The sequence below is a fragment of the Citrobacter sp. CF971 genome (assembly GCF_006385635.1).
GTDB classification, from domain to species: domain Bacteria; phylum Pseudomonadota; class Gammaproteobacteria; order Enterobacterales; family Enterobacteriaceae; genus Citrobacter; species Citrobacter freundii.
Window position 1 is genome coordinate 607,788 of the sequence record NZ_CP041051.1, and the last position, 22,766, is coordinate 630,553.

The following is a 22,766-nucleotide window of genomic DNA, read 5'->3' on the forward strand; positions in this document are numbered from 1 at the left end:
ATGCCGCCGTATTGTATGAGATTGCTGATCAACGCCGGACGACTTGTTTCTGATAACGCACTGGCGTAATGCCGTAGCGATGGGTAAACGCGCGGGTGAGATGCGACTGGTCGGTGAGGCCGGTTGCGGCGGCGACCTCTGCGGCGGGCATACCGCAAGTGAGAAAACCTTTGGCTCGCCACAGGCGGATCGCCATCAACATCTGGTGCGGCGTGACGTGGAAATGAGATTTAAACTGGCGCTGAAAATGCCAGGGACTCAGCGATGCAACCCGCGCCAGCTCGTCGAGCGTGACCGGATGCATATAATTATCGTGCAGATACTCGCGTACTCGTTCAAAGCGATGCGCCCCCTCCGGCAATACCGGTGCATGGCGGGCCAGCGGCTGGAACGTGTCGATCAGATCGAGCAATAGTCCTTTTTGCGCCAACGGATCTTCCGTGTTCCACAGGCCGTGGATCAGCGAGCAGATCTGGCGCGAGCGCAGCGGATCGTGACGCGTTACGTCATGAAACCACCAGTGGCGGATCCCAGTGACCTCTTCCAGAAGATCGGGCTCAAGATAAATCATCCGATAGCGCCAGCCATCGGCGGTTTCGGCCTCGCCGGTGTGCAGCTCATCGGGATTCATGGTTACGACGGAATGGGCGGGGGCCACGTACTGCGTGCCGCGATAACGAAAACGTTCGGCTCCGGCTTCTATCGCGCCAATGCCGAATGCTTCATGTGTGTGCGGCTCAAAGGCGTAACGTGAGATGTGCGCATGATACAGCTCTACGCCCGGCACCTGCGCCAGATGGCGAAAGCGGGCGCTGTCTTTCTCATCAATAAACTGCTCAGGTACACCTTGCACGTTTTCTCTCCCCACGCATCATCCTGTCATTATCAGAGAGGATGCGTAGGGATGCCACCACAATTAACTAATTTTTAACACTTACACGATGCCTTTGACGCTGTCAGCCAGCGAGGTGGTCGGGCGACCAATCAGTTTGCTCAGCGTATGGCTGTCGTCGAACAGACCGCCTTTGGAGGCGCCAGTGTCTGAGTCAGCCAGCATGTCCGCCAGTCCGGCAGGCAGACCTACACCTTTTAGCGCGGCGGCAAAATCAGCTTCGCTCAGGTTCTGATACACCACTTTTTTTCCACTCTGTTTTGCCAGCTCGGCAGCCAACTGACTCAGGGTCCAGCCTGCGTCGCCCGCCAGCTCATAGGTTTTACCGGCGTGACCGTCTTCACTGATGACGCGCGCGGCGGCAGCGGCATAGTCGGCGCGGGTCGCTGAGGCAATTTTGCCTTCACCTGCAGCCCCGATAAACACGCCATGTTCCAGAGCAGCCGGTGCGCTGGCGAGATAGTTTTCGGTGTACCAGCCGTTACGCAGTAGCGCGTAGGCGATACCGGATTCAGCCAGCATCTGCTCGGTTGCCACATGCTCATCAGCCAGCCCCAGCGGAGAGGTGTCGGCGTGCAGCAGGCTGGTGTAGGCGATAAATTTCACGTGAGCGGCTTTCGCTGCATTAATCACGTTGCAATGCTGCGGGGCACGTTGTCCCACTTCGCTGGAGGAGATCAGCAGTAGCTTGTCGATACCCTGTAAGGCAGTTGTAAAGGCGGCTTCATCGCTGTAATCCGCCTGACGAACGGTAATGCCCTGCTGACTAAGCGCCGTCGCTTTAGCGGGATTACGCACGATTGCCACAATCTGGCTGGCAGGAACGGTTTTCAGCAGAGATTCAATAACGTGTTGGCCCAGTTGGCCGGTGGCGCCGGTAATCGCGATCATGGGGTGACTCCTTGGTATTGGTCTTGTGTTTAATCACGCTAACACCTAAACTTACTTTTAGTAAGTACGTACAAAAAGGTTAGTATGAAAATGACAGCTTCGACGCTCTCCCAGCAGTTACGCGATGGCAACTTGTTTGCCGAACAGTGTCCCTCCCGCGAGGTGTTAAAACACGTCACCAGCCGCTGGGGTGTATTGATTCTGGTGGCGCTGCGCGACGGTACGCACCGTTTCAGCGATTTGCGCCGTAAGATGGGCGGGGTCAGTGAAAAGATGCTGGCGCAATCTCTGCAGGCGCTGGAGCAGGACGGGTTTATCAATCGGGTGTCATATCCGGTGGTACCGCCGCACGTGGAATATAGTTTGACGCAGTTGGGTGAGCAGGTGAGCGATAAAGTCGCCGCGCTGGCGGACTGGATAGAACTGAATTTGCCGCAGGTTTTAGCGCAGCGGGAAGAGCGGGCGGCGTAAAGTATTGCCGGATGGCGGCTAACGCCTTATCCGGCCTACAGATTACTTCGACTCGTAGGCCGGATAAGACGCTATTGCGTCGCATCCGGCACGAAAATTACTTACTTAAATCCAGCTGGTAAATGGCGAAACCGATGTCATCGGTCGCGACTTTTTTCAGCGGATACTGGCCTTTCTCTTTAATAAACGCCGCGGCTTTATCAGACGGTGATGTTTCAAAGCGAATATCCAGTGGCGTATCGCTGTGAATTGGCGCCAGACGCCAGTTGTTATCTGCCGCCGGATGAATTTCACCGGCACGCTTCGTCTGTGCACCAATCCACGCGGCCAGCACCGAGCGGTTTTCATCCGGAGAAGCAAACGCGATGTGGCTGTCGCCGGTTCCGGCAAACTTACCGCCGTAGGCGCGGTAGTTGTTGGTCGCGACGAGGAAGGTGGCATTCGGATCGATTGGTTTGCCGTTAAAGGTCAGATTTTTAATACGTTCCGCTTTCGGATTAATGGTCTGACATTCCCCGTCGTAGCGGGCGGGTTGCGATACATCAATCTGGTAATTTACGCCATCAATCACGTCGAAATTATAGGTACGGAAGCCGTCCCAGTTAATCAACGACTGTGGTTTGCTGCTGTGGATATCAATCTGATTGAACTGCCCGGCGGAACATTCCAGCCACTCTTTCACCTCTTTACCGCTGGCTTTCACCACCACCAGAGTGTTGGGATAGAGATACAAATCAGCGGCGTTACGGAAGGTTAACTGGCCTTTTTCGACTTCGACAAAGCTTGCCGGATCGTTCTTGCGTCCACCGACCTTAAACGGCGCGGCGGCGGAAAGTACCGGTAGTTTTGCCAGATCCGGATCGCCCTGAATAAAGTGTTCCACATAGGCTTTCTGCGCGTTGTTCACCACCTGTACGGTCGGGTCATCCTGTACCAGCGCCAGATAGCTGTACATATTGTCGGCGGATTTACCGATCGGTTTGCTGACAAACTCACGCGTGGCGTCGTGATCGGCTTTCAGGATCTCAACGATTTTCTTATCTTCAACGGCCAGTGATTTTTTCGCTGCCGCGTCATAAATCGGACGTGCTTCGGCTTTCGCCTGGGTGACCTGCCATTTACCGCTGTCGTTATTCAGCACTAAATCCACCACCCCCAGATGATCGCCCCACATACCCGGCATCACCGCCGGAACCCCATTCAGCGTACCTTTTGCGATATCTGCACCTTTGATGTTGGCAAAGTCTTTACCAGGGAAAACGGCGTGAGCGTGGCCAAACATAATGGCATCCACGCCTGGGACTTCACTGAGGTAATAAACGGAGTTTTCCGCCATGGTTTGATACGGGTCGGCAGAAAGCCCGGAGTGAGCAACTACCACCACGACATCGGCTCCTTTTTCTCGCATTTCGGGAACGTAATTGCGTGCAGTTTCCGTAATGTCGTTCACCGTCACTTTACCGCTGAGGTTGGCTTTATCCCAGGTCATAATCTGCGGTGGCACAAAACCGATATAGCCAATCTTCAGCGTCTGCTTTTTCCCTTCTTTGTCGACAACCTCAGTGTCTTTGATCAGATAAGGCGTAAATAGCGGCTTTTTGGTCTTAACGTCGATGATATTGGCGTTAACGTAAGGGAACTTCGCCCCTGCCAGCGCGTTGTGCAGATACTCAAGACCGTAGTTGAATTCATGGTTGCCGAGGTTACCCACCGCGTAATCCAGGGTATTCAGCGCTTTATATACTGGGTGAGTTTCGCCCGCTTTCAGCCCTTTGGCCGCCATGTAATCCCCGAGCGGGCTGCCCTGAATCAGATCGCCATTATCAACCAGCACGCTGTTTTTGACTTCTTCACGCGCAGCGTTGATAAGACTTGCCGTACGTACCAGACCGAATTTTTCAGTCGGTGTATCTTTGTAATAATCGAAATCCATCATATTGCTATGTAAATCAGTGGTTTCCATTATACGCAGATCGACGGTCGCGGCATTGACGCTGGCTGCAATCAGCGTTGCCAGAAGCGTTGCACTAAACTTAATCATCAGGGGCATCCTTTTAAGATCTAAGCCACAAAAGAAAATGTATATAAATCTTCTTGCTTACAGAACTGTGAATCATGACATGAATATAGCGTTTAAAACCGCAGACGCTATCACAGTTGGCGGATCCCCTGACGATCGGGTATAAGTAAAACAACGAGTTAACACCACTGACAGAAACGAGGTGGAGAATGCTAGAACATGTATGCCAGCTTGCACGGAACGCGGGCGATGCCATTATGCTGGTCTACGATGGAATCAAACCGATGGAGATTACCAGCAAGCAGGATGATTCTCCGGTCACGGCGGCGGATATCGCCGCGCACAAGGTTATCCTCGAGGGATTACTGGCGCTGACGCCGGATATTCCCGTCCTGTCTGAAGAAGCGCCTCCTGGCTGGGATGTCCGCCAGCACTGGCAGCGCTATTGGCTGGTGGACCCGCTGGACGGGACCAAAGAGTTCATTAAGCGTAACGGTGAATTTACGGTCAATATTGCGCTGATCGAAAAGGGAAAGCCGGTTCTGGGCGTGGTTTACGCGCCGGTAATGAAAGTGATGTACAGCGCAGCAGAAGGTAAAGCGTGGAAAGAAGAGTGCGGCGTACGTAAACAAATTCAGGTTCGTGACGCGCGTCCGCCGCTGGTGGTCATTAGCCGCTCGCATGCCGATAATGAGTTAAAAGAGTATCTGCAACAGTTGGGTGAGCACCAGACCACGTCGATTGGCTCATCGTTGAAGTTCTGTCTGGTGGCGGAAGGGCACGCACAGCTGTACCCGCGTTTTGGGCCCACTAACGTATGGGACACCGCCGCGGGCCACGCTGTTGCCGCCGCAGCCGGGGCGCACGTTCACGACTGGCAGGGGAAACCTCTGGATTACACCCCACGTGAATCGTTCCTCAACCCCGGCTTCCGCGTATCTATTTACTGAGCAATTTGTGCAGCAGGGCAATTACCTGCTGCACTTCTTCCTGCGTTAATGCGCCATCTTTTGCCCACTGCACGCGTCCGTCCTTGTCGAGTACGACGATAGCGGAGCTCTCTTCATCCAGTTGCCAGGCTTTACGCGCAATGCCATTGCTGTCGACAATGAATTGCGACCACGGGTAGAGCTTCTTATTGCTCTCCAGACTGCTGCGCACAAACATACCGGAGCCGGGAATGGCGTCATCTGTGTTGACGATAGTGGTGGTCTGGTATTTGTCGTGCGGCAGGTTGGCGGCTTTGATTGCCTCGATCAGTGTCGCATTTTTCTCTTTGGCGGAGGTGCGTCCGGCAATGTGTTGCACAATTCGCACTTTCCCAGGCAACTGCGCGCTATTCCAGCTTTTGTAGCTAAACTTATCGTTATCGAGAATCAGTTCGCCGCGATCGGCGATCCCCACCGGTGGTACGCGTTGGTCAGTCTCAAACTTATGTGCGGAGGCAATCATCGGCAGCAGCAGAAACGACAGCGCCAACAGTTTTCGTAAGGTCATAGGTTTTCCTTCTTTCTTTTATTTTGCAGGTGATCCGACCACTTGGGTCTGGAATTTAATCATATGTGCGATTGATGCTTTTTCCCGCAAGCGCGATGCCAGTTTGCGGACGGGCGCACAAATCCTGCGAAAAATGAAGGCTTATACTGAAGACAGCGAAGCGTTGAAAAGATAATTCTGAATAATTGTAACCTGAAGGTAAATAAACTTATACACGCTGGAAACATCAACGAGATAGTCTATAGTCATAGGGCATTAAAATTTGCGCCTGAGGATTGTCGGACCGATTGTGGTACCGCAAAGGCGTAATGCTCAGCAGGAGACAACAATGAAAATTTTCCAACGATACAACCCGCTGCAGGTGGCGAAGTACGTGAAGATCCTGTTTCGTGGACGGTTATATATCAAGGATGTAGGCGCTTTTGAATTTGATAAGGGTAAGATTCTTATCCCAAAAGTGAAGGACAAGCTGCATTTTTCCGTGATGTCCGAAGTTAACCGTCAGGTCTTGCGTCTGCAAACTGAGATGGCTTGATCAAGTGCTATGCAGTAGTTAAAAAAACGGCTCCTGGACAGGAGCCGTTGATGTTTCTGTAAGGCGTTACGACGCCTTTGCCTCTTCTTTTGCATCTGGCAGTTTTGGTACCAGAACTGTAGGTTTGCTGTCCAGACGCGTCACCAGCAGCTGATCGATCTTGTAGTTATCGATATCCACCACTTCAAATTTGTAGCCAGAATACTTCACCGAGTCGGTGCGTTTCGGGATTTTACGCAGCATGAACATCATAAAGCCGCCGATGGTTTCATAGTTGCCGGACTGCGGGAACTCGTCGATATCCAGCACGCGCATAACGTCATCAATCGGCGTACCGCCATCAACCAACCATGAGTTCTCATCACGCGCCACAATCTGCTCTTCCAGACCCTGGCCAACTAAATCACCCATCAGCGTGGTCATCACGTCGTTGAGCGTGATAATCCCTACCACCAGCGCGTACTCGTTCATGATGACGGCAAAGTCTTCGCCTGCGGTTTTGAAGCTTTCCAGTGCTTCAGAGAGCGTCAGCGTGTCCGGAACGATCAGCGTATTGCGGATCTGTACGCCGCTGTTCAGCGCCATGCTTTGGTTCGCCAGTACGCGGTTGAGGAGATCCTTTGAATCGACATAACCAATGATGTGGTCGATATCTTCGTTACATACCAGGAATTTGGAGTGCGGATGTTCCGCCACCTTGTTCTTCAGGCTTTGCTCATCTTCATGGAGATCGAACCAGATAATATTCTCGCGCGAGGTCATTGAAGACGGGACGGTACGCGATTCCAGTTCGAACACATTTTCAATCAGCTCATGCTCCTGTTTGCGCAGAACACCCGCCAGCGCACCGGCTTCGACCACGGCGTAAATGTCGTCTGAGGTGATGTCGTCTTTTCGCACCATTGGGATCTTAAACAGACGGAAAATGTTGTTAGCCAGACCGTTAAAGAACCACACCAGCGGGCGGAAGACCAGCAGGCAGAAGCGCATCGGGTTGATGATACGCAAAGCCACAGCTTCTGGCGCAATCATACCGATGCGTTTCGGGGTTAAATCCGCGAACAGGATGAACAGGCCAGTAACCAGCGAGAATGACAGAATAAAGCTTAACTGTTCGGACAGCTCTGGAGCGAAGTACTTCGAGAAAAGGCTGTAAAACGCCGGGGAGAATGCTGCATCACCGACGATACCGCCGAGAATGGCGACCGCGTTAAGGCCAATTTGCACGACGGTAAAAAACATGCCGGGGTTTTCCTGCATCTTCAAAACACGTTGTGCGTTTACGTTGCCTTCATCGGCAAGCAGTTTAAGTTTTATTTTGCGTGATGCAGCAAGCGAGATCTCAGATATCGAGAAAAACGCACTCACGGCGATCAGGCAGAGAATGACTAAAATACTGTTTAACATATCTTATCCGACCGTTCAGGTCAGATCCTCGGAAGGGAGAAGTTGATACTCGTCGTCTTTCAAGCTGCAGGTGCGTTAGCTGCACTCATTCACCCCAGTCACATAGTTATCTATGCTCCTGGGGATTCACGAGTTTGCCGCCTGCCTGCAACTCGAAATCCATAGAGTATAAATCCAATGGAATATTCAATGAAAACCGGTCCGAAGGGAGTGGACCGGTAATTTCAGAAGCTAGTATAGCGTAAGGTACTGTAAAGTCGCCAGAGGAGCTTTTTTGGCCTTATCCTGCGGCGTTAAGCCTGCGCACCATCTGCATTTCTTTTTCGCTATAAGGCGAACCATCCGACTTCAGCACATCGTGGAACCATAGCAGCGCCGTCGTCTCGTTCCGCGGGATATCCGGCCACGGCAACCAGGTTTGCGTTTTCCCCTGTACCAGCCCCCAGTGAAAGCTGGAAACGCGCTGGGCGCGAAATAGCGGCAGCTGTTCTTCTATTCGGCTATCGACATGGCGTGCCAGCCACTCGGTACAAAAAAGCGGCCTGCCAAATTCGGCCAACTGTGACAGAAGAGACAGCTGGCCAGGGGTGTCGACATAGGCATGGTAGCTAATCACATCGGAAAGCCGCAGCGCCGCTATATCAACAGGATGCGTAAACGCATTCCCGCACTCCGCGCGATCGTCAATATGCCAGGCTGCTACGGTCAACGGTTGAGAGGGTGACTCCTGTCGGGCCCAGCTAAACAGATGGGTCATCAGGGTTAAGGCGTAGATTTCCAGCCTGTCATCATAGCGGGCAAATTCGCCAGTATGACAAAAAATCCCGCCGTTGCCTGGCTCATTATATAAATCCCAGACGCTGATGCGCGAGTCATGGCGAAAGTAACGGATGATATCTCTGACGTAGGCTTCAATGTGCGGCCAACAGCGCCGATCCAGCACGCAGGCGCGCCCAGGGCTACCCGCCGCCTGGCTGTTGTGAATGCCGGGAACCGGCGGTTTTTGCTGACCGATAACGGGCTCATCACCGGAAAAAGCGCAGTCGTCGAGCAGCGTCAGCATCACTTTTATACGGTGGCTATGGGCAATGCTCAGGAAGATATTGATGCGCTCGAGAAGCCCGTCACGGTCATACTGCCAGACGGTAAACGGTAAATTTGTTCGCAGCTGGTTATAGCCATACTGGCTGGCCCAGCCGAGTTCCTGATCGATAGTACTGCTATCGAAACTCTCTGCCTGCCACATTTCGAGCCAGTTAACCGCGGTGCGCGGCAAGTAGTTAAATCCGCAGCCCCAGGGTTGCTGTTGATACCAGCTTTGCGCCCGTGCTTTGTTCCATGGGTTATACATGATGCGCTCCTTATTCTGCATCTGAGAGACTGACGCGTCCCGTCGCACGCTGCGTGGCGCTGCCACCCCAAACTTCATCGTACTCGTAGCCAGTAAGTTGCTTGATCACCACCCGAGTTTCTTCATCGCAGTCGCGATAGTTGCCACCCAGCTTGCGGCGAGCGATCTCTTTAAGCAGAACTTTGTGGGTTTCGCGGGTGAGTTTGAATTTGTAGGTCGCGTAGAAACTCACCGCCAGCAGCGCCGCGGTAGCAAAGATCATCAATCCGATAATAGCGTGGAGCGCGCTTTCCGGCTGTGCGCCGCTGCCTTTTATAAAGCCAGACTCTTCCAGCACCATGCCGATAAGCAAAATAGCGATTGCCACGGTACTTTTGCGGGTGAGTACCATAACGCCTGCAAAAATCCCTTCACGGCGCTGTTGGGTAACCATTTCGTCGATATCAGGAATAAAGCTGTAGATATTCCATGGGATATAGTAAAGGCCGGAACGCGCCATACCGAGTAGAATAAATACCGCCGAGAACAGAATGTTGGATACCTGGGTTTCAGTGTAATAAATAATAAATAAAAAGAGTAATACACTAAATATACAGGTGTAAGAAAGACGTAGTGCCGCTGACGGGGTGATATTGAGTTTGTTCAGTAGTAGCATAAATCCATAGGTGCCAAATACTGAAGCAAAGGCGGCAATACTTAACCAGCCCGAAACGGAGGCGGCATCCTGGCTTAAACAATACACCACGTAATAAGTGAAAACCGAGCCGAATACATCCATGGCGGTAAATGAGAAAATATAAATAATGATATGCAAGCGAAATGCCCGGATACGGAATGACGAAAACAGATCAAGTATTAAATATTTAAGGTGATTCAGTAGCCCGCTATTTCGTTGTAAGTCAGCCTGAAATGTCTCTTCCTGAACGTCTTTGGCTTCCCATGTACAGCGCCAGGTTATAAATACGGCAAGACAGAACACGACGGAAAAAATCAGTCCGGTTAGCGTATAGGTAAAGGGATTATCTTTGCCGGTGAACTGCATCAGGATACCGGGTACCGAGACGGCAAGGAATCCGCCCAACTGCGAGCAGATCATGCGCACGCCGGAGAGGCGACTGCGTTCTTCGTAGCGATTGGTCATCTCTGCGGCGAGGGTTTCCCACGGCACCAGCACCATCGCTGACAGTAGCTCAATTGACAGATAGGTTCCCAGGTAATACCAGTAACCCATGTCGGTCAGCCACAGTAGAGCATAGAGAAACATTAAAGGAGAACTGAGTAATAAAAAGAAGCGACGGCGGCCAAATCGTCGACCCAGCCACGTGTTGCCAAAGTTATCAGTGATGTAACCCATAATTGGGCTGAGTACCGCATCAATCACGCGGGCAATAGCAAATATTGAGCCTGCTTCCAGTACGCTTAAACCGCAGTAGGTGGTATAAAAAAATAAAAGCCAGGTTCCGATAATGGCGAAAGCACCGCCGCCAAATAAATCAGTAATGCCATAGCCGATCGCTACACCATAACTGACTCTGCGTTCAGTTGGTTTGACCATAATATTTTCCAGTATGTAGGGTATTTGTACTCCGGTATTATCCGGCTGATGTTTATTAATTCTGTAGTGCCAGGTTAATTTTTAATTATTAATGGTTATACATTGTCGGGTTTTAGACGAATGATAAATAGCATCGACCATCGCCAGTGATTTGCGGGCATCATTAATATTGATATATTCTGTTTGACCTCCATGAGTAATAGCATGATAAAACTGACGAATGGCCTGCTGGTGGCCCAGGCCCCAGTAACTTTTACTGTGGCCGTCCGGTGAACCGTCGCAATCCAGCTTCAGGCGCCGATCCGTTGTAACGCGCCACAGGGTGTTATCCGTGAGCTGCAGCATGCCGTGTTCGCAATGGATCTCCAGCAGCAGCGGTGAATCGAGGGTATTGCAGTTGCTGGCATAAAACAGACCGCGGGCACCGTTGGTAAAGTGCAGGGTCGCCATCGCGCAGTCTTCAGCTTCGGTAACGTCTGCCAGCTCGCCGCTGTCCACCACGCCTTTCAAACGCGTTACACCGCCGGCGAACCACTGCATCAGATCGAGAGTGTGAATGGCCTGGTTAATCAGTAAACTGCCGCCTTCGCTGGCAAAACGCCCACGCCACGGGCTTTCGCTGTAATACGCTTTAGAGCGTGACCAGGTCAAAACCGCTTTAATACTCAACATTCTACCCAGCGTATTTTTCGCCAGTTCGTCGCGGATACGTAAGCTGGTTGGATTAAGCCGGTTTTGATAACACACGCCCAGCAAGCCCTGGGCGGACGCTGCTGCGTTAGCGATGTCTGCGACTTCTGTGCAATTCAACCCCACCGGCTTTTCACAAAACACATGTTTCCCGGCGGCAAGCGCGGCGGTAATCATGTTTTTGTGCTCGAAATGAGGTGTACAGATATGGACGACGTCGATGTCATTATCCAGCAGCATTTCACGGTAATTCTGGTAAAAGCGGCAGTTATACGCCATGGCCTGTTGCAAACCGTTGGCGCTATCAATATCGACCAGCGCGCGCAGCGTGACCCCCGGCAAAAGCCGGAGGGCGTTAACGTGGCTGCGGTGAATCGCCCCCGCGCCGATGATGGCGGCATTGAGTGTTGTCATGTCACCTCCGGTTATGTGCGGGCATTCGCCAGCATTTGCGCTTTCACGCATAGCTCTGCGGCTTTAAAGGCGTGGGCCTGAGTCATGGCGTTTTCCGTGCGATTCAGACAATCGAGAATGAATTCACCAAAGAACGGGAAACCGACTTTTCCTGCGACCGGGAAACGAAACTCTCCTTCTTTATTCACCAGATACACCACGTCCTGTTCGCCTCGGGTGATATCCACATACTTGCGGATCTCAATGTAACCTTCGGTACCCAGCAACGTCAGGCGTCCATCCCCCCAGCTACTGAGCCCCTGCGGCGTGAACCAGTCGCAGCGGAAATAACCCGTTGCGCCGTTGTCGCCCGCCAGCATGGCATCGCCAAAGTCTTCGAACTGCGGGTACTGCGGATGATTGACGTTACGTACCTGGCTGGCGACGACGTGTGCCTCGCGGTTGCCGGTATAAAACAGGAATTGTTCGATTTGATGGCTACCGATGTCGCACAGAATGCCGCCAAAGTAGCATTTGTCATAAAACCAGTCCGGGTGCCCATTGCCTTCACGGTGCGGCCCTGTGCCCAGGGTTTGCATCACGCGACCAATCGCCCCTTGCTGAATGAGCTGACCAGCAAAGACAGCGCTTTCAACGTGCAGACGCTCGCTGTAATAGACTGCGTATTTGCGTCCGGTTTTCGCCACCATCGCTTTGGCGTCTTCCAGTTGTGCAAGGGTGGTTAACGGAGCCTTGTCGGTGAAGTAGTCTTTCCCTGCCGCCATTACCTTTAGCCCCAGCGGGCAGCGTTCAGACGGAATAGCCGCCCCGGCAACCAGTTGTACCTCACGATCGTTGAGGATGGTTTCGAGCGAATCGGCCACCTGCGCCTGCGGATACTGCTGCAGAAATTGATCGATTTTGTGCGGATCGGGATCGTAAACCCATTTCAGCGTGGCGCCTGCCTCAATCAACCCGTTGCACATGCCGTAGATATGGCCGTGGTCGAGCGTGGCGGCGGCAATGACAAACTCGCCAGGCTTCACGACCGGCTGAGGCTTCCCGGTAGGGGCGTAGTTCATTCCATCTTGCTTGTTCATGATTTAACTCCTGAATCTAAGTCTTTACCCAGAGGGATGGCGCCCACTTCCGCAAAATTGCTCACGGAGGCGGATTTCTCATAGAAATGCGGGGCGATTTCAATCAGGCCGCCGGTGCGATAAAACGCATCGCTGTGGTGGATGGGCAGCGTCACCACCGTGCGGGTGATGGCGGATTTATAGATAGCGGTGATCAGCTCCAGTGAGCGTTTGCCCTGTTCGCCATCGACCAGCGGACGGGTTTGTCGTTCGATGGCGCTAAGCAGGTTGTCGATTTGCCCGGTATGCAGCGTCCATTGCAGTGCTGGCGTCGCGTGAAAAAGCGCGTCCAGACCTTGTTCCAGCTCACCGTTATTTTCCGTTTGCGGAAAGCCGTTGTCCGCCGACTGGCTGGCATGGACTTGCCACGGCGCAGAAATTCGCGCTTTTTCGCCCTGAATAACAATTTTCTGGTCTTCACCGTGATGCACCACCGAGGCGGTCAGTTGCGTCAGCGCCCCGTGTGAGTATTTGAAAATAGCCGCGCTAAGATCTTCGACTTCGGCGTTGTCGTGGGCGACGTTGGTCATCATCGCCACCACTTCCGTTGGGAAGCCGAGCATCCACTGAATGGCGTCGATGTGGTGCACTGCGTGATTCAGCGTGCAGCCGCCGCCTTCCTTCTGCCACGTGCCGCGCCACCACAAATCGTAATAACAGTGTTCGCGCCACCAGAACGAATCCACCTGCGCATGGCAAATCTTGCCCGCCAGCCCGGAATCAACCACGGTTTTCAAACGCCAGAAGGCATCGGTAAAGCGGTTTTGGGCGATGACCGATAAGATTTTCCCGCTGGCCTTTTGCGCGGCGATCATCGCATCGCACTCTTCGAGCGAGGCGGCCATCGGCTTTTCGCACAGCACATGTTTTCCGGCGTGCAGCGCATCAATGCTGATGCCTGCGTGTACGTACGGCGGCGTGCAGACATCGACCACATCGACCTCAATGCCTGCGTTAAGCATCGCCTGATGGCTGCGGAAGACTTGCGCTTCGCTCAGGCCATAGCGTGATTTCTTCTCCTCTGCTTTCTCCGGGTAGATATCGACCAGCGCAACAATCCGACAACGATCCGCGAACTGTAAATAGCCCTGAATGTGGTTGTGGGAGATATTCCCGGTACCGACAATCGCAATGTTCAGCATGATTTTCTCCTGCGCGTTACCAGCTACCGGAAGCGTCCAGCGTGCGGCTGGCCGTATTTTTTTCCACTGAAGAGGCGATACGTTCCTGTAACAGCTGGAAGTAGCGTTGCTCGTCAAGCGGCAGCTCTACCCAGTCATCCGTCCAGGTAGAGAGGTGCATCGCATTGGAAAGCGTCAGGCCGCGAATGCCTTCCAGGCCAGGGGCGATCAGCGGCTCGCCGTGCAGGATCGCGGCGGTAAAATTGCGGGTAATGACATAGTGCTCGCTGCATTCCGGTTCGGTAGGGATGGTGACCTCCCAGCATTCCGGCTCACCAAAACCGTTTTGCCAGCGGGCGTTGAACTCGGTTTCGGATTCACGCAGTCGCCAGAAGCGCAGGCGACCTTCTTCTACCACCACTTTTCCCCTGCTGCCGACAATTTCGAGGCGGTTGGTGCCAGGCGTTTCGGCGACGGTGGTTATGAACACCCCGGTTGCGCCGTTGGCGTATTCTGCGTAGGCCGTGACGTCATCTTCGACCTCAATCTGACGATGCTTGCCAAACTGGCAAAAAGCGCGCAAGCGTACCGGCATGCCGACCAGCCATTGCCATAAATCGAGTTGGTGCGGATCCTGATTCAGCAGCACGCCGCCGCCTTCACCTTTCCAGGTCGCGCGCCAGCCGCCGGAGTTGTAATAGCTTTGCGAACGATACCAGTTGGTAATGATCCAGTTAGATCGACGCAGCTCGCCGAGTTCGCCGCTGTCGATCAGATCTTTTACTTTCTGATACAGCGGATTGGGGCGCTGGTTGTACATCATGCTGAACACCACATCGCATTCGCGCGCGCAGGCGTTCATCTCTTGTACCTGCGCGGTGTAGACCCCTGCAGGCTTCTCACATAGCGTATGAATACCAAGACGCATGGCCATCATCGATAAACCCGGATGGTCATAATGCGGCGTGGCGACGATGACGGCATCGATCAGCCCACTTACCAGCATCTCTCGCGCATCGCTGAACAATCTCACCTCTTCGCCGACCAGCCGGCGGATCGCCGGATGTTTATCCGGATTGTTATCGCACACTGCGGCGAGCACTGCTTCTTGTACCGTTCTGGCCAGCAGGTAGCGTGCGTGGACGGTACCAATGTTGCCAACCCCAATAATGCCAAAGCGTATTTTTTTCATGTCGTGCCTTTTTCGTCAGAAATAAGGGATATGCGGAACATAAGAAACGCCTGGAATATCGACAATGTGATTTTGTGAGAACGGTTGCAGGATGAAAAAGAAGTTGGCCCAGTCATTGAAAAAGTGTTTTAGAGTCAATGAACTGCGTTTGCAAAAAATTGCAAAGATTGATTGCGAGTGAGGTCACAGAATGTCTGGCAAGCTAAAAATGGACGAAATTGCTGCTCTGACGGGCTACTCGGTGAGTACGGTGTCGAGGGTGCTTAGCGGAAAGTCATACACCAGCGATAAAGCACGTGAGGCGATTGTCAGTTGCGCGCGCAGGCTGGGGGTTCTGGACTCGTTGTCCAGCGGGCGGTTGTTGATCAACGGCATTGCTGTTTTCGCCCCGTTGCGCACCTTTACCGCCCGTGGCGATGCATTTTACCTCGAAGTGACACGCGGCATTGCCGAGGCGATAGCGCCACATGATGTCTATCTGAGTTACTGCGGACTGGATGAGCAACGTGCGGACATCAAGGTCTTTCAGGAAAAGGCCAACAATAAGAATATTAATGCGATTATTCTTATCGGCATTGATGACCCGACCGTGCATAAACTGGCGCAACTGTTGGATAAACCCTGCGTATTGATTAATTCGCAGGACCAGGAAGGGTTGCTGGATGCGGTATCCCCCGATCATCGGGCGATTGGCAACCGTGCTGTGCAATATCTTTTTGATCAGGGGCACCGGCGTATTCTCCATGTCACCAGCCTGCGTCGGGAAACGATGTACTGGCGTCTGGAGGGCATCAAGGAGGTCTACCGACAGTATCAAATACCGTTTGATACCGGGCGCGATCTGCTGGTAACGGAGGGCTTTTCTGAGGACGAATCAGAGCGGGCGATAGGCAACTGGCTAAATGAGACACCGCGTGAAGCGTGGCCGGAAGTTATTTTCTGCGCCGGGGCGTCAATGTCGACGGGCATCCGGCGGGTGCTGGAAAAGATTGGCGTGGAGATACCCGGTGAGTTGTCGCTGATGACGACGGATGTTCAGGAACTGGACGCGCATATCGTTGCTGCGGTGACCAGTATAACGATTCCTTGTCGGGCGTTGGGCGTGGAAGCGGTGCATTTGCTGCAGAACCGTCTTAATCGCCCCTCTGCGCCGGTTTTTAACCTGTTGCTGAAAGGAAAGGTGACGGATCGAGGCACCGTTACCCACGCAACGCGCCATGCCGCGCGGGTGACGGTAGCGCGTTAATCGCGGATTAACGCTCTGGCGGCAGGCAAACGCCAATTCCGCCAATGCCACAATATCCATAAGGATTTTTATGCAGATATTGCTGGTGATCGTCCTCGGCATAGTAGAAAGGCGTTGCCGTAGTGATTTCTGTGGTAATAGTGCGCTCGTCGCCTGCGGCGGTCATTGCTGCCTGAAAACGCTCAAGGCTGGCCTGTGCGGCGGCGGTTTGTTCCGGCGTTAACGGGTAAATGGCGGAGCGATACTGCGTACCCTGGTCGTTCCCCTGACGCATGCCCTGCGCCGGATCGTGATTTTCCCAGAACACCTGCAGCAGTTGTTCGTAGCTGATAACATGCGGGTCATAGACGATGCGTACCGCTTCGGCATGTCCAGTGTCGCCAGAACACACTTCCCGATAGGTTGGGTTTGGGGTGTAGCCGCCGGTGTATCCGGCTGCCGTGCTGTATACACCGGGTAATGACCAGAATAAACGCTCAACGCCCCAGAAACATCCCATGGCGAAATAAGCGGTCTCCATACCGTCGGGCACGTTGGTCATCGAATGTTGGTTAACCGCATGCAGCGTTGCCACTGGCATCGGGGTGTTGCGTCCAGGTAGCGCATCTGCTTGAGTAACAAGATGCTTTCTATCAAATAAACTCATGGCCGTTCTCCCGAAATCAGTCATTTGGGTTAAGGTTGTAACGAGACGCGTCTTTGCCCACAATAAACGGCGTGAATACGTCTAGAGTTAAACATAAGAAATATTTGGGTTGCCGTCTGTTTTTCAACTCTTATTGTTGATTTTTTGTTAAGCCGAGGAACGGCATAGTATTTTTTTCCAGGGGTGGGAAAAAAGGATATTCAGGAGAAAATGTGCCACATATCCGTCAGTTATGTTGGGTGGGATTACTGTGCTTAAGTGGCTCCGCCGCCGCCGCGAATGTTCGCTTACAGGTCGAAGGATTATCAGGACCGCTGGAGAAAAACGTCCGTGCGCAGCTGTCCACGATTCAAAGTGATGAAGTCACTCCAGACCGACGCTTTCGTGCGCGCGTTGATGATGCCATCCGCGAAGGGCTAAAAGCGCTGGGCTACTTTGAGCCGACCATTGATTTTGAACTACGTCCACCGCCGGCGAAAGGCCGCCAGGTGCTGATCGCCAAAGTGACCCCCGGCGAGCCGGTGCTGATTGGTGGCACCGAGGTGATTTTGCGTGGTGGCGCGCGTACGGATAAAGATTATCTGGATCTGTTGAAAACGCGCCCGGCAATCGGCACCGTGCTGAATCAGGGGGACTATGACAACTTCAAAAAGTCACTCACCAGCGTGGCGCTGCGCAAAGGTTATTTCGACAGTGAATTTAATAAAAGCCAGCTTGGAATAGCGCTTGAGCGCCGCCAGGCGTTCTGGGATATCGATTACAACAGCGGCGAACGCTATCGCTTTGGGCATGTCACCTTTGAAGGCTCGCAAATTCGCGATGAGTATCTGCAAAATCTGGTGCCCTTTAAAGAAGGTGAAGAGTACGAGTCGAAAGATCTGGGCGAACTGAACCGTCGTCTGTCGGCGACCGGATGGTTTAACTCCGTGGTCGTCGCGCCGGAGTTTGATAAAGCCCGCAAAACCAAAGTGCTGCCGCTGAAAGGCGTGGTCTCACCGCGCACCGAAAACACCATCGAAACCGGGGTTGGTTATTCAACTGATGTCGGACCACGGGTGAAGACCTCGTGGAAAAAGCCGTGGATGAACTCCTACGGCCACAGCCTGACAACCAGCGCCAGTATCTCGGCGCCAGAGCAGGTGCTTGATTTCAGCTATAAAATGCCGCTGTTAAAGAACCCGCTGGAACAGTATTACCTGGTACAGGGCGGCTTTAAGCGAACCGATTTAAACGATACCGAGCAGGATTCCACAACGCTTGCGGTTTCCCGCTACTGGGACCTCTCCAGCGGCTGGCAGCGCGCGATTAACCTGCGCTGGAGCCTCGACCACTTTACCCAGGGTAACGTCACCAACACCACTATGCTGCTCTATCCGGGCGTGATGATCAGCCGGACGCGTTCACGCGGCGGCTTGATGCCTGTCTGGGGCGACTCTCAGCGTTATTCTATTGATTACTCCAACACCGCCTGGGGGTCAGATGTTGATTTCTCCGTTTTCCAGGCGCAAAACGTCTGGATCCGCACGCTGTACGATCGCCATCGTTTTGTGATGCGCGGTAATCTCGGCTGGATTGAAACCGGAGACTTCGACAAAGTACCGCCGGACCTGCGTTTCTTCGCCGGGGGCGATCGCAGTATTCGCGGCTATAAATACAAATCTATTTCGCCGGAAGGTAGCGACGGCAAGCTGAAAGGGGCCTCCAAGCTGGCAACTGGCTCGCTGGAATACCAGTACAACGTGACCGGTAAATGGTGGGGCGCGATGTTTGTCGATAGCGGTGAAGCGGTCAGCGATATTCGCCGAAGCGATTTCAAAACCGGTGCCGGGGTCGGCGTACGCTGGCAATCACCAGTGGGCCCTATCAAGCTCGACTTTGCCGTCCCGGTCGGCGACAAAGATGAACATGGTTTACAGTTTTACATCGGTCTGGGGCCTGAATTATGAGTTTATGGAAGAAGATAAGCCTCGGTGTGCTGATTTTTATCCTGCTGTTGTTAGGCACGGTGGCGTTCCTCGTCGGTACCACCTCGGGCCTGCATCTGATCTTCAAAGCAGCTAATCGTTGGGTTCCGGGGCTGGAGATTGGTCAGGTCACCGGCGGCTGGCGGGATTTATCACTGAAAAATATTCGTTATGACCAGCCTGGCGTGGCGGTGAATGCCGGCGAAGTGCATCTGGCTGTGGGGCTTAACTGCCTGTGGGACAGCAGTCTGTGCGTCAACGATCTGGCACTGAAAAACATCAATGTGGCGATCGACAGCAAAAAGATGCCGCCATCCGCGCCGGTTGAGGAAGAAGAGAGCGGTCCGCTTAACCTTTCCACGCCTTACCCCATCACGCTTTCACGCGTGGCGCTTAACAACATCAATATCAAAATCGATGACACCACGGTTTCGGTGCTGGATTTTACCTCCGGCCTGAACTGGCAGGAAAAAACGCTGACGTTGAAGCCAACGTCATTACAGGGGCTGCTGATTGCTCTGCCCAAAGTGGCGGAAGTGGCGCAGGAAGAGGTTGTCGAACCGAAGATTCAAAACCCGCAGCCGGATGAAAAGCCGCTCGGCGAAACGCTAAAAGATCTGTTCTCACAGCCGGTGCTGCCGGAAATGACCGATGTCCATCTGCCGCTCAATCTCAATATTGAAGAGTTTCGCGGCGAGCAGCTGCGCGTGACCGGAGATACGGATTTAACGGTCCATAACATGCTGCTAAAAGTGAGCAGCATTGACGGCAACATGAAGCTCGACGCGCTGGACATCGACTCGAATCAGGGAACGGTAAAAGCCAGCGGCACAGCGCAACTGACCGACACGTGGCCGGTTGATATTACGTTAAACAGTACGCTAAACATCGACCCGTTAAAAGGCGAAAAGGTGAAGCTGAAGGTCGGCGGCGCGCTGCGCGAGCAGCTGGAAGTCGGCGTCAATCTGTCTGGTCCGGTGGATATGGACCTGCGTGCACAGACGCGTCTGGCTGAAGCCGGATTACCGCTCAACATTGAGGTGGTGAGTAAGCAGGTTTACTGGCCGTTTACCGGTGAGAAACAGTTCCAGGCCGATGACATCAAACTCAAACTGACCGGTAAGATGACCGACTATACGCTGTCGATGCGTACCGCCGTGAAAGGTCAGGATATTCCACCGGCTACCATCACGCTGGACGCCAAAGGCAACGAGCAGCAGATCAATCTCGACAAACTCAGCGTTGCGGCACTGGAAGGGAATACCGAGCTGAAAGCGCTGGTGGACTGGCAGCAGGCGATCAGCTGGCGCGGGGAGCTAACGCTGGATGGTATCAACACCGCAAAAGCGATCCCGGACTGGCCGTCAAAACTGAATGGCCTGGTGAAAACTCGCGGCAGTCTGTACGGCGGAAGCTGGCAGATGGAGGTTCCCGAGCTGAAGCTGACCGGCAACGTGAAGCAGAATAAGGTCAATGTGAACGGTTCGCTGAAGGGGAACAGCTACCTGCAGTGGACGATCCCGGGCCTGCATCTGGAACTGGGACGCAACAGTGCGGACGTAAAAGGTGAACTGGGGGTTAAAGACCTCAACCTCGACGCGACGATTGATGCCCCAAGTCTGGATAACGCGCTGCCGGGGCTGGGGGGTACGGCGAAAGGGCTGGTAAAAGTTCGCGGTACGGTTGAAGCACCACAGCTGCTGGCGGATATTACCGCCCGTGGTCTGCGCTGGCAGGAACTTTCCGTTGCTCAGGTACGTGTTGAAGGGGATGTGAAATCGGCCGAGCAAATCGCCGGTAATCTTAATGTTCGCGTAGAGCGGATTGTACAACCTGACGTGAATATTGGCCTGGTGACGCTCAACGCCAAAGGCAGTGAAAAGCAGCACGAGCTGCGGTTGCGCATTCAGGGGGAACCGGTTTCCGGGCAACTGGATCTTGCCGGGAGCTTTGATCGCAAAGAACAGCGCTGGAAAGGAGAGTTAAGCAATACCCGCTTCCAGACGCCGGTCGGTCCGTGGTCGCTCAACCGGGCTATCGCGCTGGATTACCGTAATCAGGAACAAAAAATTAGTATCGGACCGCACTGCTGGAACAACCCGAATGCGGAGCTGTGCGTACCACAGACGATTGATGCGGGCGCGGAAGGGCGCGCGGTGGTGAATCTAAACCGCTTCGACCTGGCGATGCTAAAACCGTTTATGCCGGAGACAACCCAGGCCAGCGGCGTGTTCACCGGTAAAGCCGATGTGAGTTGGGACACCACCAAAGAGGGGCTGCCACAGGGGCAGGTCACCCTGAGCGGACGTAACGTGAAGGTCACGCAAAGCGTGAATGATGCACCGCTCCCCGTGGCGTTTGAGACGTTGAATCTGACCGCCGACCTGCACAATAACCGTGCCGAGCTGGGCTGGCTGATTCGTCTGACCAACAATGGACAGTTTGACGGACAGGTGCAGGTAACAGACCCGCAAGGGCGCCGTAATCTGGGCGGTAACGTCAATATTCGCAACTTCAATCTGGCGATGGTGAACCCCATCTTCTCGCGCGGTGAAAAAGCGGCAGGGATGATCAACGCCAACCTGCGGCTGGGCGGCGATGTGCAAAGCCCGCAGTTGCTCGGACAGCTGCAACTGAGCGGTCTGGATATAGACGGTAACTTTATGCCGTTTGACATGCAGCCAAGCCAGTTAGCCGTTAACTTTACCGGAACACGCTCAACGCTGGCGGGCGTGGTGCGTACGCAGCAGGGAGAAATTAACCTGAGCGGCGATGCTGACTGGAGTCAGATAGACAACTGGCGGGCGCGCGTCGCGGCTAAAGGCAGTAGGGTGCGTATTACCGTACCGCCAATGGTCCGCCTGGATGTCTCGCCGGACGTGGTCTTTGAAGCCACGCCAAGCCTGTTCACCCTCGATGGCAACGTGGATGTGCCGTGGGCGCGTATCGTGGTACATGACCTGCCGGAAAGCGCGGTTGGGGTTTCCAGCGATATGGTCATGCTTAACAACAATCTGCAGCCCGAGAAACCGCAGACCGCCGGCATTCCGATCAACAGCAACCTGAACATCCACGTCGGTAACAACGTGCGTCTTGACGCCTTTGGTCTGAAAGCGCGTCTGACGGGCGACCTGAAAGTGGTACAGGATAAGCAGGGGCTGGGGCTGAACGGTCAAATTAATATTCCGAGTGGTCGCTTCCATGCCTATGGTCAGGATCTGATTGTGCGTAAGGGCGAGCTGTTGTTCTCCGGCCCGCCGGATCAGCCGTTGCTCAATATCGAAGCGATTCGTAACCCGGATGCCACCGAAGACGACGTGATCGCTGGCGTTCGCGTCACTGGTACCGCCGATGAACCGAAGGCAGAGATCTTCTCTGACCCGGCAATGTCGCAGCAAATGGCGCTTTCCTACCTGCTACGCGGACAAGGGCTGGATAGCGAGCAGAGCGATAGCGCAGCGATGACCTCAATGCTTATTGGTCTGGGGGTTGCACAAAGTGGTCAGGTTGTGGGTAAAATCGGGGAGACATTTGGCGTAAGCAATCTGGCACTGGACACGCAAGGGGTGGGCGACTCATCTCAGGTGGTTGTCAGCGGATACGTACTGCCAGGTCTGCAGGTGAAATATGGTGTGGGTATATTTGACTCCTTAGCGACACTCACGCTACGTTATCGTCTGATGCCTAAGCTATATCTGGAAGCAGTGTCTGGCGTAGATCAGGCACTTGATTTGCTCTATCAGTTCGAGTTTTAGC

At 53.7% G+C, this 22,766-nt stretch carries 18 protein-coding genes; 6 read left to right on the top strand and 12 right to left on the bottom strand.

What is annotated here, in order from left to right:
• Positions 1-28: 28 nt before the first annotated feature.
• Both E6P06_RS06430 and E6P06_RS06435 read right to left on the bottom strand, forming a co-directional pair.
• Positions 29-853 carry an AraC family transcriptional regulator gene (locus E6P06_RS06430; protein WP_003025695.1) on the bottom strand — a complete coding sequence of 275 codons (825 nt, stop codon included), beginning with the start codon at positions 851-853 and terminating at the stop codon, positions 29-31.
• Between the two features lie 81 nt (positions 854-934).
• Positions 935-1,783: an SDR family oxidoreductase gene (locus tag E6P06_RS06435; protein WP_139935043.1), complete on the bottom strand. Its 849-nt coding sequence runs from the start codon at positions 1,781-1,783 to the stop codon at positions 935-937.
• Positions 1,784-1,873: 90 nt separating this feature from the next.
• Here E6P06_RS06435 and E6P06_RS06440 point away from each other — a divergent pair, with 90 nt between their 5' ends.
• A complete protein-coding gene (locus tag E6P06_RS06440) occupies positions 1,874-2,254 on the top strand; it encodes a helix-turn-helix domain-containing protein (RefSeq protein WP_003839526.1) in 381 nt (126 codons plus the stop codon).
• Positions 2,255-2,351: 97 nt separating this feature from the next.
• On the opposite strand, the gene cpdB is transcribed toward E6P06_RS06440, so the two are convergent.
• Complete coding sequence (gene cpdB / locus E6P06_RS06445; RefSeq protein ID WP_139935044.1) at positions 2,352-4,295, bottom strand: 2',3'-cyclic-nucleotide 2'-phosphodiesterase; 1,944 nt, start codon at positions 4,293-4,295, stop codon at positions 2,352-2,354.
• A 188-nt stretch (positions 4,296-4,483) separates the two neighbouring features.
• On the opposite strand from cpdB, the gene cysQ reads away from it, so the two are divergent.
• Positions 4,484-5,224: a 3'(2'),5'-bisphosphate nucleotidase CysQ gene (gene cysQ / locus E6P06_RS06450; RefSeq protein WP_139935045.1), complete on the top strand. Its 741-nt coding sequence runs from the start codon at positions 4,484-4,486 to the stop codon at positions 5,222-5,224.
• Here the strand turns inward: cysQ and E6P06_RS06455 are convergent.
• Positions 5,214-5,771: a YtfJ family protein gene (locus E6P06_RS06455; RefSeq protein ID WP_003025707.1), complete on the bottom strand. Its 558-nt coding sequence runs from the start codon at positions 5,769-5,771 to the stop codon at positions 5,214-5,216. The genes cysQ and E6P06_RS06455 overlap by 11 nt on opposite strands.
• Before the next feature lie 328 nt (positions 5,772-6,099).
• On the opposite strand from E6P06_RS06455, the gene E6P06_RS06460 reads away from it, so the two are divergent.
• Positions 6,100-6,306, top strand: a complete 207-nt coding sequence (locus E6P06_RS06460; RefSeq protein ID WP_003025710.1) for a DUF1107 domain-containing protein — start codon at positions 6,100-6,102, stop codon at positions 6,304-6,306.
• Between the two features lie 66 nt (positions 6,307-6,372).
• Here the strand turns inward: E6P06_RS06460 and E6P06_RS06465 are convergent, their stop codons facing one another.
• The 7 genes from E6P06_RS06465 to E6P06_RS06495 all read right to left on the bottom strand — a co-directional run bounded on the left by E6P06_RS06465 (position 6,373) and on the right by E6P06_RS06495 (position 15,154).
• A complete protein-coding gene (locus E6P06_RS06465; RefSeq protein ID WP_003025713.1) occupies positions 6,373-7,713 on the bottom strand; it encodes a hemolysin family protein in 1,341 nt (446 codons plus the stop codon).
• A 280-nt stretch (positions 7,714-7,993) separates the two neighbouring features.
• A complete protein-coding gene (locus E6P06_RS06470; RefSeq protein WP_139935046.1) occupies positions 7,994-9,064 on the bottom strand; it encodes a 1,4-beta-xylanase in 1,071 nt (356 codons plus the stop codon).
• Between the two features lie 10 nt (positions 9,065-9,074).
• Positions 9,075-10,619, bottom strand: a complete 1,545-nt coding sequence (locus tag E6P06_RS06475; RefSeq protein ID WP_003839533.1) for an MFS transporter — start codon at positions 10,617-10,619, stop codon at positions 9,075-9,077.
• 81 nt (positions 10,620-10,700) lie between these two features.
• On the bottom strand, positions 10,701-11,723 hold the full coding sequence (locus tag E6P06_RS06480) for a Gfo/Idh/MocA family protein (RefSeq protein ID WP_139935047.1): 1,023 nt from the start codon (positions 11,721-11,723) through the stop codon (positions 10,701-10,703).
• Between the two features lie 11 nt (positions 11,724-11,734).
• Entirely contained in the window at positions 11,735-12,802 is a 1,068-nt protein-coding gene (locus E6P06_RS06485; RefSeq protein WP_139935048.1) for a Gfo/Idh/MocA family protein, read from the bottom strand.
• On the bottom strand, positions 12,799-13,983 hold the full coding sequence (locus tag E6P06_RS06490; protein WP_139935049.1) for a Gfo/Idh/MocA family protein: 1,185 nt from the start codon (positions 13,981-13,983) through the stop codon (positions 12,799-12,801). The genes E6P06_RS06485 and E6P06_RS06490 overlap by 4 nt, the downstream gene beginning before the upstream one ends.
• A gap of 16 nt (positions 13,984-13,999) precedes the next feature.
• A complete protein-coding gene (locus E6P06_RS06495; RefSeq protein ID WP_139935050.1) occupies positions 14,000-15,154 on the bottom strand; it encodes a Gfo/Idh/MocA family protein in 1,155 nt (384 codons plus the stop codon).
• Positions 15,155-15,344: 190 nt separating this feature from the next.
• On the opposite strand from E6P06_RS06495, the gene E6P06_RS06500 reads away from it, so the two are divergent.
• Complete coding sequence (locus E6P06_RS06500; protein ID WP_032948399.1) at positions 15,345-16,400, top strand: LacI family DNA-binding transcriptional regulator; 1,056 nt, start codon at positions 15,345-15,347, stop codon at positions 16,398-16,400.
• Between the two features lie 7 nt (positions 16,401-16,407).
• Here E6P06_RS06500 and msrA read toward each other — a convergent pair whose 3' ends face one another.
• A complete protein-coding gene (msrA, locus tag E6P06_RS06505) occupies positions 16,408-17,046 on the bottom strand; it encodes a peptide-methionine (S)-S-oxide reductase MsrA (protein WP_016149464.1) in 639 nt (212 codons plus the stop codon).
• Positions 17,047-17,258: 212 nt separating this feature from the next.
• Between msrA and tamA the strand changes: the two genes are divergently transcribed.
• Positions 17,259-18,992, top strand: coding sequence for an autotransporter assembly complex protein TamA (gene tamA / locus E6P06_RS06510; protein WP_003025718.1), 1,734 nt, complete (start codon positions 17,259-17,261; stop codon positions 18,990-18,992).
• A complete protein-coding gene (tamB, locus tag E6P06_RS06515) occupies positions 18,989-22,765 on the top strand; it encodes an autotransporter assembly complex protein TamB (RefSeq protein WP_139935051.1) in 3,777 nt (1,258 codons plus the stop codon). Before tamA ends, tamB begins: the two co-directional genes overlap by 4 nt.
• The last annotated feature ends 1 nt before the right edge of the window (position 22,766 follow it).

Bases quoted from the DNA above. Each gene is read 5' to 3' on its own strand.
- E6P06_RS06435 (WP_139935043.1), bottom strand. From the start codon at position 1,783: ATGATCGCGATTACCGGCGCCACCGGCCAACTGGGCCAACACGTTATT.
- E6P06_RS06440 (WP_003839526.1), top strand. From the start codon at position 1,874: ATGACAGCTTCGACGCTCTCCCAGCAGTTACGCGATGGCAACTTGTTT.
- cpdB (WP_139935044.1), bottom strand. From the start codon at position 4,295: ATGATTAAGTTTAGTGCAACGCTTCTGGCAACGCTGATTGCAGCCAGC.
- cysQ (WP_139935045.1), top strand. From the start codon at position 4,484: ATGCTAGAACATGTATGCCAGCTTGCACGGAACGCGGGCGATGCCATT.
- E6P06_RS06455 (WP_003025707.1), bottom strand. From the start codon at position 5,771: ATGACCTTACGAAAACTGTTGGCGCTGTCGTTTCTGCTGCTGCCGATG.
- E6P06_RS06460 (WP_003025710.1), top strand. From the start codon at position 6,100: ATGAAAATTTTCCAACGATACAACCCGCTGCAGGTGGCGAAGTACGTG.
- E6P06_RS06465 (WP_003025713.1), bottom strand. From the start codon at position 7,713: ATGTTAAACAGTATTTTAGTCATTCTCTGCCTGATCGCCGTGAGTGCG.
- E6P06_RS06470 (WP_139935046.1), bottom strand. From the start codon at position 9,064: ATGTATAACCCATGGAACAAAGCACGGGCGCAAAGCTGGTATCAACAG.
- E6P06_RS06475 (WP_003839533.1), bottom strand. From the start codon at position 10,619: ATGGTCAAACCAACTGAACGCAGAGTCAGTTATGGTGTAGCGATCGGC.
- E6P06_RS06480 (WP_139935047.1), bottom strand. From the start codon at position 11,723: ATGACAACACTCAATGCCGCCATCATCGGCGCGGGGGCGATTCACCGC.
- E6P06_RS06485 (WP_139935048.1), bottom strand. From the start codon at position 12,802: ATGAACAAGCAAGATGGAATGAACTACGCCCCTACCGGGAAGCCTCAG.
- E6P06_RS06490 (WP_139935049.1), bottom strand. From the start codon at position 13,983: ATGCTGAACATTGCGATTGTCGGTACCGGGAATATCTCCCACAACCAC.
- E6P06_RS06495 (WP_139935050.1), bottom strand. From the start codon at position 15,154: ATGAAAAAAATACGCTTTGGCATTATTGGGGTTGGCAACATTGGTACC.
- E6P06_RS06500 (WP_032948399.1), top strand. From the start codon at position 15,345: ATGTCTGGCAAGCTAAAAATGGACGAAATTGCTGCTCTGACGGGCTAC.
- msrA (WP_016149464.1), bottom strand. From the start codon at position 17,046: ATGAGTTTATTTGATAGAAAGCATCTTGTTACTCAAGCAGATGCGCTA.
- tamB (WP_139935051.1), top strand. From the start codon at position 18,989: ATGAGTTTATGGAAGAAGATAAGCCTCGGTGTGCTGATTTTTATCCTG.